This window comes from Streptomyces sp. S3(2020) (assembly GCF_013044505.1).
In the GTDB taxonomy this organism is placed as follows: Bacteria; Actinomycetota; Actinomycetes; order Streptomycetales; family Streptomycetaceae; genus Streptomyces.
In genome coordinates this window covers 14,426-29,316 of record NZ_JABERD010000032.1, presented here as the reverse complement: position 1 = coordinate 29,316, position 14,891 = coordinate 14,426, and the positions used below count along the sequence as shown (strand labels likewise).

Annotated in this window: 15 protein-coding genes and 1 pseudogene; 13 read left to right on the top strand and 3 right to left on the bottom strand. The window is 68.2% G+C overall.

The window, feature by feature from the left end; translation table 11 throughout:
* Positions 1 to 441: 441 nt before the first annotated feature.
* Positions 442 to 900 carry a hypothetical protein gene (locus tag HLK59_RS13470; protein WP_171141621.1) on the top strand — a complete coding sequence of 153 codons (459 nt, stop codon included), beginning with the start codon at positions 442 to 444 and terminating at the stop codon, positions 898 to 900.
* A 216-nt stretch (positions 901 to 1,116) separates the two neighbouring features.
* On the opposite strand, the gene HLK59_RS13465 is transcribed toward HLK59_RS13470, so the two are convergent.
* Positions 1,117 to 1,401 (bottom strand): transposase, encoded by a 285-nt coding sequence (locus HLK59_RS13465; RefSeq protein ID WP_171141620.1) that lies wholly within the window; start codon positions 1,399 to 1,401, stop codon positions 1,117 to 1,119.
* Between the two features lie 83 nt (positions 1,402 to 1,484).
* On the opposite strand from HLK59_RS13465, the gene HLK59_RS13460 reads away from it, so the two are divergent.
* Positions 1,485 to 1,760: an IS3 family transposase gene (locus HLK59_RS13460; RefSeq protein WP_346779725.1), complete on the top strand. Its 276-nt coding sequence runs from the start codon at positions 1,485 to 1,487 to the stop codon at positions 1,758 to 1,760.
* 59 nt (positions 1,761 to 1,819) lie between these two features.
* Positions 1,820 to 2,451, top strand: a pseudogene (locus tag HLK59_RS52380) (family 43 glycosylhydrolase); the annotation flags it as partial.
* 102 nt (positions 2,452 to 2,553) lie between these two features.
* On the opposite strand, the gene HLK59_RS52375 reads toward HLK59_RS52380, so the two are convergent.
* The gene (locus tag HLK59_RS52375; protein WP_171141619.1) at positions 2,554 to 3,327 is read right to left on the bottom strand and encodes an NAD(P)-dependent oxidoreductase; all 774 of its coding nucleotides are present in this window, start codon (positions 3,325 to 3,327) and stop codon (positions 2,554 to 2,556) included.
* 66 nt (positions 3,328 to 3,393) lie between these two features.
* Between HLK59_RS52375 and HLK59_RS13450 the strand changes: the two genes are divergently transcribed.
* The 10 genes from HLK59_RS13450 to HLK59_RS13405 all read left to right on the top strand — a co-directional run bounded on the left by HLK59_RS13450 (position 3,394) and on the right by HLK59_RS13405 (position 14,508).
* Positions 3,394 to 4,050, top strand: a complete 657-nt coding sequence (locus tag HLK59_RS13450; protein WP_171141618.1) for a GntR family transcriptional regulator — start codon at positions 3,394 to 3,396, stop codon at positions 4,048 to 4,050.
* Between the two features lie 105 nt (positions 4,051 to 4,155).
* The gene (locus HLK59_RS13445) at positions 4,156 to 5,097 is read left to right on the top strand and encodes a DUF6282 family protein (RefSeq protein ID WP_171141617.1); all 942 of its coding nucleotides are present in this window, start codon (positions 4,156 to 4,158) and stop codon (positions 5,095 to 5,097) included.
* Positions 5,094 to 5,855, top strand: a complete 762-nt coding sequence (locus tag HLK59_RS13440) for an ABC transporter ATP-binding protein (protein ID WP_171141616.1) — start codon at positions 5,094 to 5,096, stop codon at positions 5,853 to 5,855. The genes HLK59_RS13445 and HLK59_RS13440 overlap by 4 nt, the downstream gene beginning before the upstream one ends.
* Positions 5,852 to 6,739, top strand: a complete 888-nt coding sequence (locus HLK59_RS13435) for an ABC transporter permease (protein ID WP_206327091.1) — start codon at positions 5,852 to 5,854, stop codon at positions 6,737 to 6,739. The genes HLK59_RS13440 and HLK59_RS13435 overlap by 4 nt, the downstream gene beginning before the upstream one ends.
* Positions 6,736 to 7,758 (top strand): ABC transporter substrate-binding protein, encoded by a 1,023-nt coding sequence (locus HLK59_RS13430; RefSeq protein ID WP_171141615.1) that lies wholly within the window; start codon positions 6,736 to 6,738, stop codon positions 7,756 to 7,758. Before HLK59_RS13435 ends, HLK59_RS13430 begins: the two co-directional genes overlap by 4 nt.
* Positions 7,758 to 9,134 carry an FAD-dependent tricarballylate dehydrogenase TcuA gene (gene tcuA, locus HLK59_RS13425; protein WP_171141614.1) on the top strand — a complete coding sequence of 459 codons (1,377 nt, stop codon included), beginning with the start codon at positions 7,758 to 7,760 and terminating at the stop codon, positions 9,132 to 9,134. Before HLK59_RS13430 ends, tcuA begins: the two co-directional genes overlap by 1 nt.
* On the top strand, positions 9,121 to 10,152 hold the full coding sequence (gene tcuB / locus HLK59_RS13420; RefSeq protein ID WP_171141613.1) for a tricarballylate utilization 4Fe-4S protein TcuB: 1,032 nt from the start codon (positions 9,121 to 9,123) through the stop codon (positions 10,150 to 10,152). The genes tcuA and tcuB overlap by 14 nt, the downstream gene beginning before the upstream one ends.
* 1 nt (position 10,153) lies before the next feature.
* On the top strand, positions 10,154 to 11,761 hold the full coding sequence (locus HLK59_RS13415) for a thiamine pyrophosphate-binding protein (protein WP_171141612.1): 1,608 nt from the start codon (positions 10,154 to 10,156) through the stop codon (positions 11,759 to 11,761).
* Between the two features lie 16 nt (positions 11,762 to 11,777).
* Positions 11,778 to 13,115: an MmgE/PrpD family protein gene (locus tag HLK59_RS13410; protein WP_171141611.1), complete on the top strand. Its 1,338-nt coding sequence runs from the start codon at positions 11,778 to 11,780 to the stop codon at positions 13,113 to 13,115.
* Entirely contained in the window at positions 13,108 to 14,508 is a 1,401-nt protein-coding gene (locus HLK59_RS13405; RefSeq protein ID WP_171141610.1) for an aldehyde dehydrogenase family protein, read from the top strand. Before HLK59_RS13410 ends, HLK59_RS13405 begins: the two co-directional genes overlap by 8 nt.
* Before the next feature lie 4 nt (positions 14,509 to 14,512).
* On the opposite strand, the gene HLK59_RS51935 is transcribed toward HLK59_RS13405, so the two are convergent.
* Entirely contained in the window at positions 14,513 to 14,635 is a 123-nt protein-coding gene (locus tag HLK59_RS51935; protein ID WP_277349475.1) for a hypothetical protein, read from the bottom strand.
* Between the last annotated feature and the right edge of the window lie 256 nt (positions 14,636 to 14,891).

Below are 14,891 nucleotides of genomic sequence, written 5' to 3'. Positions count from 1 at the left end.
TTTTCACGCACACAGGGTGTCGCCGTCAGGCGACCGGATTACTGACCCGTGATTGTGAAGCCCATCCCCATCGCTCCGAAGCCATGATCCATCTGGTCGTGACCGGCCTCATGGTCTGCCGCCTCGCCGGCGAGACCACCGTCTCCTGGCGCGAGCCGACACCAACGCATCAAAGCCGTATTGAGGATGGAACCTTTACGCGGCTTTGTTGTATCTTCCTTGTCGTTTTATTGTCGCTGGGTTGTTGGTGAATTGCCCGGGAGGCCTTTTCGGTAGGCTCTTCCGATTTTGATCCCTCTATCCGTGGCGGCCATTGGCTGCACGGCTCTCGCTAGATTTACTGGACTTGCGCTAGCCTCCGTCCGTCATCTCATTTCGGTGCACTTGTCTGACCCTCTCGAATTCAAGATCGAAACATCAGCGAGCTCAAGGGGAGTGTGCATGAAACGGAAGTTTGGGCGGGCGGCCCGGGTTGCCCTGGCGGTGGTTGTCGCGTGTGGGGTCAACGTGGGGCTGCTGGCAACGAGTGCAAGCGCCAGTGAGAACACTTGGATTCGGTCCCGTGACTACGGCTACTGTCTCCACGCCGGCGACAACGGCATCGTGGGTGCTGATGGTTGTACGTATGGTGACCCGACGGAGTTGTGGGACCGGTCGGGGTCTTTCATCAAGTTGGCGTACACGAACCTGTGCCTCAGCAACTTCGGGTGGGGCGTGTACTGGGTGGCGTGCGTCGACAGCCCTTACCAGAGATGGGCGTACCACTCGCCGGATTCCTGGGGCAACGTGGTGGTGCAGAACCAAGGCTCAGCCCAGTATCTGAATTACGACCCGTATACCGGAATAATTTCTACCCAGAGAGACATCCATCAGTACTGGGGGTTCTCGGGCGGGGAGTAGCGGCGCAGAAGACCTCGTCAGGTAGGCCGGGCAGACCGCAACTGCACTGGTTCTGACCGCGGAGAGCGGGTCCGTATGTTCAGGACCGCAGACCTGGCTTACCAAGTCGTCCCTCGCGCGGGCAGTCGCGCCTGCCCGGCGGCATTCAGAAGAAGGAGCTCCCCGTGATGAACTCACGGGGGCTCTCTTGCTATTGAGCCGAAACTGGTGGGTTCCCTATTCGATGGTGTAACGGACATACCGGGCGGCGAAGTATCCGCAGACGATGCGTGGTTGGCGCTGGCGGCGGTGCAAGAAGCGCCGGGTCTCGTGGGCCAGGTCGTCGGCGGAGGTGGCGCGGGCAGCGTGGACGTGGTGTTTCAGGTCGGTGTTCAGCAGCTTGCCGCGGTTGAGTTCCGGGCTGTAGCCGGGCATCAGGTGCAGCTCGATGCGGTCGGCGATGGCGGCGAGCCAGGCACGGACGGCCTTGCTGCGGTGGACTGGGTGCCGGTCTGCGATCACCTGGACCTTCCGGCCTTGTCAGGCGGCCGAGGCGATCGAGGAACTGCCACATCACCTTCGCGGTGAACTCGTGCGGGAAGGCGGTGAACCACAGCGCCCCGCGTGAGGCGATCGCCGACATGATGTTCACCCTGAAGCGGCGGCCGTTCACCCACACCAGTGGAGTCAACAGCGTGCTGAAGGTCGAGTACATCCACCGACACGCCTTCGCCACCCGTACCGAGGCCCGGATCCGGATCGCGACCTGGATCACCGACTTCTACAACAGCCGTCGGCTACACAGCGTGTGCGGCTTCAAGAGCCCGATCGACTACGAACACAGCTACAAGGCCAACCTCACCGAGGAACTGGCTGCATAGGAAGGTCTCCACAGATCGAAGGGATTGACACCTAGGTCGGCGCCGAGCGCTGCCAGGGCATCTTGGTTGCCCGTTCCCGCACCGCCGACGGGCCGTTCGAGCCTTGTCCGGCCAACCTGGTCCTTGCCCCACCGTGGCTCCGGTCATCCCATCCAGAACACCGGCCACGGAGACTCGGCGCACGGACCGGACGGCTCCAGGTGGATGACCTTCCTCGGCGTGCGCCCGTACGACGGCACCCTGGGTTGGCACGTGCTCGGCAGTGAGACCTTCCTTGGATCTCCCCCCGTTCCCGGACTGCGGCGCACTGCACGACGCAGGAGCGGTCCTGCTGACCGAGCCTGCGGCGTGTCGCTCGACGACCCCGAGGTCACGTTCGTCGGACGCCGTCAGCAGCACCCCGCCTGACGGCCCCGGCCCGGTGGTGCACTGGATGGAGGTGGACACCACCCAGCCCGTCACCGACCTATACCAGGGCCCTGACATCGTCTCGCTCGGTGTGCAGGACGCGGAGGGAAGGGGACGGTGGTCGAACTCGCTGCCCACGACGGCCGCTATCAGTCCACCGAGGTGCCGAGGCTTCGCCGGCCGGGTGATCGGGATGTACGCCTCGTCGGGGACCGTGCAATTCAACTGGTTCGACTGTGAAACCCGGCGCGATGCCGTGCAGCCCGGTGAAGGAAGCACCTGACCGTTCGGCGGTCGCCGTCGAGCAGCATGATGTCCGTATGTGTCCACTCCGGGTGTCTAGGTGATGCACGACGGCACGGGTGGTGGTCGTTGCGGCGTTCGTTCAAGGGATCAGCCGGCGCAGCAAGTCCCTGCTCGCCGTGGTCATGAGAGGAGGCACGTCGAGGTCGTCGAGCATGTCGGCGGCGGCCTGCATCTCGGCTGCCCGGCGTACGGCGTGGCGGTGGCTGCCGTCGGTCAGGCGGTCCAGGGTGGTCGCGTCGGCGCGGGTCAGCTGGGTCGTGATGTGCTCGCGCAGCCAGTTCTCGCATCCCGCGCTCCGGGCCGCGTCGAGGGCCTCCACGACGGCCGCTGCCAGACCCTTGTAGAAGACACTCCGCAGCAGTTTACGCTCGGCGGCCAGGCCCGCCGGGCCGTCGAGTACGTCCACGGTCGCACCGAGGGGGCGGAGCAGGTCGGCGTAGCGCAAGGCGCCGGGCCCGGACGCGAGCATCGGGGTACGCAGGCCCTTTCCGGGCACGGGCGCCATCAGGGAGACGTCGGCGAACCAGATCCCCGCCTCGTCGGCGAGCTCGCCCAAAAGCCGCTTCACCGCGGGCGAGGCGGTGTTCAGGTCGGCCCACAGGGAGCCAGGCGTGGCTGAGACCAGTCCCGCCCGGAGGGCTTCCACCGAGGCCGAGGCGGTGTTGACGCTCAGAACGAGGTCGCTGCCCTCGACGGCCTCCGCCTCTCCGCCGGTGTCCACCACACCCGCGGGCGCCGGGACCCTCGGGTCGTAGCCGCGCACGCCTACGCCCGCAGCGACCAGGTCGGCCACGATGGCGCCGCCCGCCTCTCCCAGGCCGAGTACGGCGATACGGGGAACCTTTGCGGCCACGGGCGCTCCTCGGACTCAGTTGACGACAATATTGTTACCAGTTGTGGTCGTCCCGTGGGAGAGGGGATGCAGGTGCCTGCTGTGCGCAAGGTTCCGTCCGAGTCCGATCCGGTCGTCGAGGCCATCCGAACGGCGATTGTGAGCGGGGACTTCGTGCCCGATCAGCGCCTCGTGGAAGCCGATCTCTCCGAGCGGTTCTCGGTGAGCCGCGGCGCGGTGCGGGCCGCGCTGCTCCAGTTGGGCAACGAAGGTCTGGTGGAGCGCATCCCGCACCGGGGTGCCCGGGTGCGGGCGGTGTCCTTGGCCGAGGCCATCGAGATCACGGAGATCCGGATGGTGGTCGAGGGGCTCTGCGCCGCGAAGGCCGCGCAGCGGGTGACGGAGGCGGAGGTCGCGGAACTGCGGGAGATCCGCGAGGGGATGGTCGCGGCGGTCGACGCCGGGGCGGTCCTGGACTACTCCGTGCTGAACAACCGGCTGCATCGCCGCATGGTCGAGATGAGCGGTCAGGTTACGGCCGAGGGGGTGATCGAGCGGCTGCGCGGTCAGTCCGTCCGGCACCAGTTCCGCCTGGCCCTGCAGCCGGGTCGGCCGAACGTCTCCCTGCCCGAGCACCTCGCGATCATCGGCGCGATCTGTGATCGCGACCCTGTGGCCGCGGAGGCGACTGCCCGCGGTCACCTCGCCAGCGTGATTCGGGCGCTGCGCGGCGCGGTCGGCTGAGACCTGTGAGTACGGCCGCGTGAGTACCACTTTCTGCGCGACCCATTGACGCCTCTCCATCGATTGTTAACAATCCGGGTCACCAAATTGGCGACAGGAGACGGCGTGACCGATCTACTAGCCTCGCACCCGATACCGTCCGAGGAAGCACGCGCACTCGTTGCGGGTGCGTATGACGTCCATGTCCACATCGCACCCGACCTGATGAAACGCAGGGTCGATGATCTGACCCTGGCATCCCGGTTCACCGAGGTCGGTCTCGCCGGGTTCGTCCTCAAGTCGCACTACGTACCTACCTCGGAGCGGGCCGAAGTGGTCCGCACCGCGTTACCGGGATTCGGCGCCGTCGGGGCGATCACCCTGAACGGCTCGGTGGGCGGAATGAACCCGATCGCCGTCGAGATCGCGGGCCGCGGCGGCGCGCAGTTCGTCTGGCTGCCGACCGTGGACAGCGCCAACGAACGCGCCTGTACGGCAGCGAGTCCCGAGGGCGCGACACCGCCCATGTGGGTCCAGCTGCAGGACGAGATGCGGGCCGCAGGCATGACCGCCGACCCGGTCGACGTGGTCGGGCCGGACGGCGAGATGCTCGCGGTCACCCGCCAGGTGCTCCAGGTGATCGCGGCCCACGATATGACCCTCGCCACCGGCCACCTCGGCGCCGACGAGATCGACACCGTCGTGGACGCCGCGGTCGCCGAGGGGGTGCGCCGGATCGTCATCACCCACCCTGAGTTCACCTCCCAGCGCATCGGTATCGAGCGCCAACGCCGACTCGCCGCGAAGGGAGCCCTGTTGGAACGGTGTTTCACCACGCCGTACACCGGCAAGGTCACCTGGGACCTGTGGCTGGAGAACATCCGGGCCGTCGGTGCCGAGCACTCCGTGCTCTCCAGCGATCTTGGCCAGCCCTTCAACCCGCCGGTGGAGGACGGCCTGCCGCTGCTCGCCGAACAGCTGCTCGCCGCCGGCTTCACCGAGGCGGAGGTGCGCCTGATGGCCGTGGACAACACGCGCTGGCTGGTCGGGGCGGAGAAGGACCGATGACCACCGTTCTGGAGATCCGTGACCTGAGCAAGCAGTTCGTCAAGGGCGACCTGGGGATCGTGGCCCTGCGCGATCTGAGCCTGGAGATCGAGGAGGGGGCGTTCGTCACGGTGCTCGGCCGCAGCGGCTGCGGCAAGTCGACCATGCTGAACATGATGTCCGGGCTCATACCGCCCTCCTCCGGTGAGGTGAGGTTCCGGGACCAGAAGATGGCGGGCCCGCGCACCGAGGTCGGATACCTGACCCAGTCGGACACCCTGATGCCGTGGCGCGATGTGTCCCGCAACGTGGAAATGCCGATGGAGATAAGGGGAGTTCCGGCGAAGGAGCGCCGGGAACGCGCGACGGACCTCATCAGACGGGTCGGCCTCACCGGCTTCGAACGGCACTACCCGCGCGAGCTGTCCGGCGGCATGCGACGCCGCGCGAGTCTGGCCCGGATGCTCGCCAGCGGCCCCGAAGTCCTCCTGCTCGACGAGCCGTTCGGCGCCCTCGACGCGCAGCTGCGCTCCGTCCTGCAGGCCGAACTGCTGCGGCTGTGGCAGGGCAGCGGGGAGACCGTGGTGTTCGTGACCCATGACATCGAGGAGGCGCTGCTGCTGGGCGACCGGATCGTGGTCCTCGGCCGGATCGGCCGGGTGGTCCTGGACCGGGAGATCGACCTGCGGAGACCACGCGATGCCGACGAGCTACGGGTCGACGCGCACTTCGTGGCTCTGCACAAGGAGATGACCGAGGCACTCCGGGAGGTGCGATGAACGCGGCCGACGCGGACAAGGCGGGAGCGGGGACCATGGAGGCCGAGCCGCTGGACGCGGGGACGCTCATCGGTCAGTCCGTCACCGTCCCGCTGAACCGCACGTGGTGGGAGAAACACGGCGGCACCGTCGTCATCTGGGCCGGCCGACTCGTCTTCGTCATCGTGCTGCTGGTCTCCTGGCAGCTGTGCGCCGGGCGGGTGTTCGACGAGACTTTCACCAGCCGGCCGACGCACGTCGTGCAGCGGCTGGGCGAGTGGCATCGGGATGGGCTGCTCTGGTCCAACACCTGGGTCACCCTGCAGGAGATCATCCTCGGCTTCTCCCTCGGCTCCGCTGCCGGGGCGCTGGCCGGGTTTGTCCTCGCCTCGCTGCCGACCTTCTACCGGATCATCGACCCCTTCGTCGTGGCCCTCTACTCGCTGCCCAAGGTGGCCCTGGCGCCACTGTTCATCGTCTGGTTCGGCATCGGCGTCCAGATGAAGGTGCTGCTCGCCGCAGCGACCGTCTTCTTCCTGGTCTTTCTCAACACTGCGGTCGGCGTGCGCGAGGTCGACCGCCAACTGATCGACGCGGTACGGCTGATGGGCGGTCGCCGCCGCGAGGTCGTGCTCAAGGTCGTTCTGCCCGGCTCGATGACGGGCCTGCTCACCGGACTCAAGATCGCCGTGCCGTACTCGCTGATCGGCGCGGTGATCGGCGAACTCGTCGCCTCCAACCGGGGGTTGGGTTATCTGATCAGCGACGCCGCCGCCAACTTCGACACGGCGGGAGTCTTCGCAACCCTGGTGGTCCTCGGGACCATCGCCACCATCCTCAACCAGCTCGTCGGTGTACTCGACCGCAGAGCCAATCGCTGGAAGCCCTTGGAGGTACGGAAGTGAACAGACGGCAGTTGGTCAAGAGCCTGCTCGCGACGGGAGCGGTCGTCGTCACCGGCGCGGGCTGTGCCGAGTCCGGAGCCTCCACTGCGGTCGGAAAGCTCTCCGTGGGGCAGGTCAGCAAATCGATCGCCTTCTTCCCCATGTTCATCGCGACCGAGAAGGGCTACTTCAAGGAGGAGGGCGTCTCGTTCGCGGAGCCCCCCGTCCTTGGCAACGGCTCGAAGGTGGCCGCCGCTCTCAAGTCGGGCAGCATCGAGATCGGCGGCGGTGTCATGACCGACGTCCTCAAACTCTCGGAGATCGAGGACGACATCCGCCTGGTCGCCGACCTGGTGGACAGTTACTACATCGACATCGTCACCGGCACGAAATTCGAGGGTGCCGCGGTCGATGCCTCCCTGGACGAGCGGATCGCCTCCCTGAAGGGCAAGAAGATCGGCATCACCGGGCCGGGCAGTGGCACCGAGGCGCTGGTGATCTACCTGTTCACCCAGGGCGGGATGGACGCGAAGAAGGACGCCGAACTGGTCAACCTCGGCAGCGAACCCACCGCCGCGCTCGGCGCGCTCAAGAACGGCCAAGTGGACGCCCTCTCCTTCGCCCAGCCACTCGGCCAGCAGGCGGAGGGTGACGGCGTCGGCACCCTCTACATCTCCCCCTCCCGCGGCGACGTCCCCGACCTGGTCGACGTCTCCCACGGCGTCTTCTTCACCACTGCGGGCATCCTCAAGGACAAGACCAAGGAGATCGCCGCCTTCCAGAAGGCCCTCGTACGGGCCAAGGAGGACATCCACGGTGGCGACGAGGCGGAGGTCAAGAAGCTCCTCGCCGCGTACCGCGAGGGCATGGCCGACGAGACCCTCGACGCGCTGTTGCCTCTGCTGCGATCGGAGATCCCGAAGACCAACGCCTTCAAACGCTCCTCCTTCGACGCGGCGGTGGCCTTCCATAAAGCCTCCGGCCTGATCGAGAAGGATCCCGACTACAACCAACTCGTCCCGAAGGACCTGCGCACCTGATGGACGCGGATGTCCTTGTCATCGGTGGCGGCAACGCGGCGATCGTGAGCGCGCTGACCGCCGCCGACGCGGGGAGCCGCGTCCTGCTTCTGGAACGCGCGCCCGTCCACTTCCGCGGTGGAAACAGCCGGCACACACGCAACATCCGATGCGCCCATGACACCGGAGACGAGTTCACCACCGGCCCCTACCCGTTCACTGAGCTCTGGAAGGATCTGTGCGGAGTCGGCGACGGACCGAGCGACGAACGGCTCGCCGAACTGACCATCCGTCATTCTGTGTGTGCACCCGACTGGATGGCCGCCCACGGAGCCCACTGGCAGCGCGCTCTCTCCGGCACCCTCAACCTCGCCCGCACCAACCGCTTCTTCCTCGGCGGTGGCAAAGCCCTGCTCAATTCCTACTACCGGACTGCCGAGCGGAGCGGAATCACGATCGAGTACGACACCAAGGCCACGCGCCTGGAGTTCGAGGGCGAGTCCTGCACGGCGGTCCACACCGAGGACGGCCGCCGCCTGCGGGCATCCTCCGTGGTGTGCTCCAGCGGCGGCTTCGAGGCCGACCTCGCATGGCTTGGCCGCTACTGGGGGGAGGCGGCCCAGGGCTTCCACGTGCGCGGACCCGCGTACAACGACGGCGGCATACTCAGGGAGTTGCTGAATGCCGGTGCCCGACAAGCGGGCGAGGAACGCGGGTTCCACGCGGTCGCCGTGGACGCTCGCAGCCCGAAGTACGACGGCGGAATCGCCACCCGCATCGACTCCATCCCCTTCGGCATAGTGGTCAACCGGGACGGCCGCCGCTTCTACGACGAGGGCGAGGACATCTGGCCCAAGCGCTACGCCATCTGGGGCCGCAACATCGCCCTCCAGCCCGGCCAGATCGCCTACGCCCTGTGGGACGCCAAGGTCCAGGGAGCCTTCCTGCCTCCCATGTACGGCACCTACAGCGCCCAAAGCGTCGAGGAACTGGCCGAGTTGCTGGACCTGGACAAGCGGACGGTCGCCGGGACGGTCGACACCTTCAACAGGGCTGTCGATCCGTCCCGCCCTTTCACCATGGCTCACCCCGACGGGAGGACCACCGCCGGACTCGATCCACCCAAGAGCAACTGGGCCCAACGTCTGGACACAGCGCCCTACTTCGCGGTCCCGATGCGCCCCGGCATCACCTTCACCTACCTCGGCGTCGCGGTCACCGACCAGGCGCAGGTCCGCCGGGTGGACGGCGGGGTCTTCCGCAACGTCTTCGCCGCCGGCGAGATCATGTCCGGGAACATCCTCTCCACCGGATACCTCGCCGGATTTGGCATGACTATCGGCACCGTGTGGGGCCGTATCGCCGGAACGGAGGCGGCCCGACATGCCCTCGGATGATCTCTGTGGTGACCTTTTCGGTGATCTCTTCGAAGAGGCGGAGCGTCAGCTCACCATCTGCAACTCCTGTCGCTACTGCGCCGGTTACTGCCCCGTCTGGCCCGCCCTGGAGCTGCGGACCACCCTGAAACGCGAGGACATGACGCACCTCGCCAACCTCTGCCACGACTGCGGCGACTGCCTCACCGCCTGTATGTACGCCCCACCGCACCAGTTCGCCGTGGATCCGCCGAAGGTGTTCGCCGAGGTACGCCAGGACAGCTACCGCCGCTACGTCTGGCCGCAGCGGAAGCCGGGCCCCCGGGCGACGGGCCTGGCCTTCACCGTCGTATGTCTCGTACTTGCTGTGCTCTCCTGGCTGTTCACCGGCCGCCCGTTCGTCGTGGCAGACACGCCCGGCGACCCGTACGAGATCCTCCCGCACACCCCGCTGCTGATCGCGGTGGGTGCGCCGAGCCTCTGGGCGGCCGGAATGCTCGGCTGGGCCGCGCTGCGGTACTGGCGGGACATCCACGGCAGCATGGCCGGCCTCTTCCGGCCGCGCGTCTGGGCGACCACCTTCCACCAGGCCGTGCAGCTGAAACACATGACCGGGGGAGGGGCGGACTGCGAGCGGCCGGGCCGGCGCGGATACCACCGGGTGCTGCTCTATGGCTTCGGGCTGTGTGTCGTCTCGACCACGTCGGCAGCCTTCCTCCAGAACGTCCTCGGCGTGCATCCGCCGTACGGCTATCTCTCCGTACCTGTGATCAGCGGCAGCGCCGGCGGCATCGCCATGCTCGTCGGCGGGACCGGGCTGTGGGTGCGATCCGGTGGGACCGGGTTCCTGTGGGCGCTGCTCGTGCTCGCCGCCACCGGGATGCTCACGCTGCTGTTCCGGGAGACGGTCGTCTTCGGGCCGCTGCTGTTGCTGCATGTCGGCGCGGTCGTCGTCGCGTTCGGGATAGCGCCGTACACCAAGTTCGTGCACGGGATCTTCCGGACCCTGTCCATTCACCACGACAACCTGGAGCGATGACATGGGCAACACCGCCACGGTGGTCGCCGAACACCTCCGAGCCGCAGGGGTCGGGCGTGTGTTCGCCTACCCGGGCGACCCGATCATCGAGTTGATGGAGGCGATGCGCGCCCTCGACGTGGAGGTCGTGCTCGGCGGCCGTGAAGGCACCGCGGTGTTCATGGCCGAGGCTCACGCGATGGTCACCGGGCGGCCGGGGGCGTGCCTGTCGACCCTCGGGCCGGGCTCGACCTCGATCGTCAACGGAGTGGCCGCCGCCACCTGGGACCGTGTTCCACTTCTCGCGATCTCCGGCCAGGTCGATGCCGGTCGCGAGGATGTGATCACCCATCAGGTCGTCGACCACAAGCTGCTGTTCTCCCCGGTCACCAAGTGGGCGGGCCGGATCCACCCGCAGTCGGTCGACACGGTGCTGCGCAAGGCGCTCCGCCTGTCTGTCGCCGAACGCCCCGGGGCTGTCCATCTCACGGGCTCCGCACAGGCGTTCGCCGCCCAGGTGTCCGATGTCGTGGTCACGCCGCCGCCGTTGGACGGGGCCGCCGGAGGTCTACGAGTGCACCGGGCCCCCGGCGGCCCGGACCCCGCGGAACTGCTCGGGTCGGCCCGGCGCCCGGTGCTGCTGGCGGGGGCCGGAGCGAGCAGGTGCGGCGCGTCCGACGCCCTGATCCGGCTGGCGGAGGCGGCCGGAGTCCCGGTCGTGGTGTCTCCGATGGCCAAGGGGGTGTTCCCCGAGAACCACCCCTGCTTCGCCGGGGTCCTCGACATGGCGTGCAACCAGGTCCTGTGGGACTTCCTCGCCGACAGCGACCTCGTCGTCACCGCCGGGTTCGACCCGGTCGAACTGATCAGACCGTGGTCGCTCAGGACGCCCGTCCTGCACATCGACACCACGCCCAACACCGACCAGATCTACCCCAGCGACTGCGAAGTCGTCGGAGACGTCTCCGCGAGCCTCGACTGGCTTGCGGACGGGTGGCGGGGCGAACCCCGCAGGAGCGAGACCGACATCGCCGCCCACCGAGACCGGCTCCGCACGGCCTACTACGCGGGCCGGGTGTCCGGCCGCCTCAACCCCACCGACGTCATCGATGTCGTCCGCGCGGCCGCCCCCGACGAGACAGTCGTCACCTGCGACGTCGGCTCCCACAAGCTCCTCGTCGGCCAGGGCTGGCAGACCCGGCACCCCCGGAGCGTCCTCATGAGCAACGGCCTGTCCTCGATGGGCTTCGGACTCCCCGGGGCCGTCGGCGCCCAACTCGCCCTCGGCGAGACCCCTGTCGTCGCGCTGGTCGGCGACGGCGGCTTCGCGATGGCCGCCACCGAACTGCGGTTGGCAGCCGCACGTCAACTCCGCCTGGCAGTAGTGGTGTTCGTCGACGGCAGCCTCAACCGCATCGAACTCAAACAACAGGCCCTCGGCTACCCGAGTACGGCGACCCGCCTGGACGACATCGACCTGGTCACCCTCGCCGGCTCGATGGGCTGCGACGGCGTGCGGGTCACCTCGGTCAGCGAACTGGAGAAGGCCACCGCCGGGTTGGCCGGTCTCACCCGCCCGCTGCTCATCGAGGCACGCATCGACCCCGCCCAGTACGAGGCGCAGTTCTGAGGAGGGAAGCACCGACATGACAGTCGTGGAACAACTGGCGGACTTCGCGGTCGCCCGGCGTGCTACCCCGTTCGCGGCGGAGGTACGGCACGCGGCCGTACGCGCGGTCGTCGACTGGGTGTCGGCCACCGTCCCGGGCGTCAACACCCGGGCTGCCCGCGCACTGACCGAGGCGCTCGATCCGAGCCCGGGACCCGCCCGGCTCATCCCTTCCGGGCGCCTTGCCGATGTGCGTGCCGCCGCCCTCATCAACGGCACGGCGGCGCACGCCGCCGAACTCGACGACATCTACCGGGACGCCTTCTACCACCCCGGAGCCCCGACGATCGCCGCCGCCTTCGCGGTCGCCGAACTCGTCGACGCCTCCGGCGAGGACTTCCTGCGCGCGGTGACCATCGGATACGAGATCGGCGCCCGGATCGCACTCGCCGTAGGGCCGGCGCACTACCGGAACTGGCACACCACCGGCACGGTCGGCACCTTCGGCGCGGCGGCCGCGGCGGCGGAACTACTCAGGCTGGATCCCGGCCGGTTCGCGGGTGCGCTGGCACTCGCCGGAACCATGACCGCCGGCCTCCAGCAGACCTTCCGGTCACCGTCCACGGGCAAGCCGCTGCACTCCGGACACGCGGCCGAAGCCGGGGCGGTGGCCGCGCTCGCCGCCGAGAAGGGGCTCACAGGCGCGCTCGACGTACTGGAGGGACCGGTCGGCTTCGGCGTCGCGACCGCCGGGATCGAGAGCCTCTCCGTCAGCGGCCTGGGCGAACCGTTCTGCGTCACTCAGTCGACATTCAAGTACCACGCCTGCTGCGGGCACACCTTCGCCGCCATCGACGCCGCTCTCGAACTGCGCCACTCCGTAAGGGCGGAGGATGTCACCGGAATCGAGATCGAGACCTACGAGACCGCCACCCGGGTCGCAGGGCGCCTCGACCCCCGGGAAGCCGACGAGGCCAAGTTCAGCCTGGCCTACACGGTGGCCGCCGCTCTCGTCCTGGGCAGCGTACGGCTGCAGGCCTTCACTCCCGAGTCGCTGCGCGACCCGGCGATCCGCCGGCTCGTCGACCTCACCACGGCCCGGATCGACCCGGACCTGGACCGACTCGCCCCCGGTCGCCGCACCGCCCGTGTCCGCATCACCGACCGGCACGGCGGCACACACGAACGGCTCCGCCTGACCCGCAAGGGCGACCCTGACGACCCTCTGAGTGACGACGAACTACGTCTGAAGTATGACGAGTTGGTGCCGCACTTCCTGGGAGCCGCGCGAGCCGCCTCTATCGCGGACGCGCTGTGGGGCCTGCCCGCCCTGAAACGGATGAGAGCGCTGGACTGGGGGCGATCCGGTGGCTGACGCCGGCACGGAGCGACTCCCGGTGCTCGACAAGTACACCGGCGACCGCATCGCCGAACTCGACGTCCCCGGCCCCGATCAGGTGGACGCGGCCATCGCCTCGGCGACCCGAGCCGTGAACCAACTGCCCCACCAGGAACGGGCAGTGGTCCTGCGCCGGGCGGCCCGGCTGCTGGACGAGTGGCGGGACACGGTCGTCACCCAGTACGTCGCCGAGACCGGTTTCACCCCGGCCGACGCCACCACCGAACTCGACCGGACCCTCCTCATCCTCGAACTCAGCGCCCAGGAGGCTCTGCGGCTCACCGGCGAGATGGTCCCGGTCCAGGCCGCCGCCGGTCATGAGGACTCGCTCTGCTTCACCCTGCGCGTGCCGGTGGGGGTGGTCGCGGCCATCACCCCGTTCAACGCCCCGCTCAGCACGGTCGCCCATAAGATCGCACCCGCGCTCGCGGCCGGAAACGCCGTTGTCCTCAAACCCGCCGAACAGGCCCCGCTGTCCGCCATCACCCTCGTGCAGGCCCTGCTTGAGGCCGGTCTGCCCGAACAGCACCTCCACCTGCTGCACGGGCCGGGCGAAACGGTCGGCGACCACCTCGTACGGCACCCGGACGTCCGCTACATCACCTTCACCGGCTCCACCGAGGTCGGCCGCCATATCCGGGCCGTGAGCGGCCTCGCCCGCACCCACCTCGAACTCGGCTCCAACTCCCCGACGTTGCTGTGGCGCGACGCCGACCTGGACCACGCCCTGCCGCTCGTCGCCAGCGCCGGATACCGCAAGGCCGGACAGGTGTGCACCTCCGTACAGCGGCTCCTCGTGCACGAGACGATCGCGGACGAGGCCCTCGCACGGCTGACCGCCCTCGTCCGGGACATCCCGTACGGCGATCCGCGCGCCCCCGGTACCCGGGTCGGCCCGCTCATCGGTGCGACGGCGGCCGAGCGTGCGGAGCGCCTCCTCAAGGACGCCGTGGGCTATGGCAGCCGACTTCTCACGGGCGGAACCAGGGAGGGCGCTCTGATGGCCCCGGCAGTGCTGGCCGGGTTGCCGGAGGGGGCCCGGCTGGCGTCCGAGGAGGCGTTCGCCCCGCTGGTCGCCGTCGATGTGTTCGGCTCCCTCGACGAGGCCGTGCGCAAGGCCAACGCCACCCGGTACGGGCTCCAGGCCGGAGTGTTCTGCCAGGACCTCGATGTCGCCTTCGCCTTCACCCGTCTGCTGGAGACGGGCGGCGTCATGATCAACGATACGTCCAGCTGTCACCCCGACCCGATGCCGTACGGCGGGGTCAAGGACAGCGGCCAGGGCGTAGAAGGACCCCGGTACGCCGTCCTTGACATGACCGACGCGCGGGCCGTCCTACTCCGGCACCGGCCCCGCCATTTCCTGTAAATCGTCACCTCGCGACCCACTTGACGAAGTCACCGGCGTCGTCCGGACTGTGCGAGGCGGCCTGCAGGTTCTCGTTTCCGATGTCCCCCAGCGTGAAGCCGACCTGCGCCGACATCGACACTCGCATGTGATGTCCCGCATTTTCGTCTCGCTCCGGTGTCCCTCTCGCGGGGATGCAGCGCGGGTCGGCACGCCAATCGGATTATGGTGAGGATGTCGAATCAGAATGTGCGCCTGGCAGGCTGGCAGAAATGCGTGGCTCCGGCAACCGAATGCTTTCGGCGAGGTGACTTTGCAGTCGGGCATGGCGGAACTGGTAGGTCGAGTTCACTCTGCGCAGAATGCCGAGACGATGGGCGTCTGCGAGGAATGCCTGTAGGCGC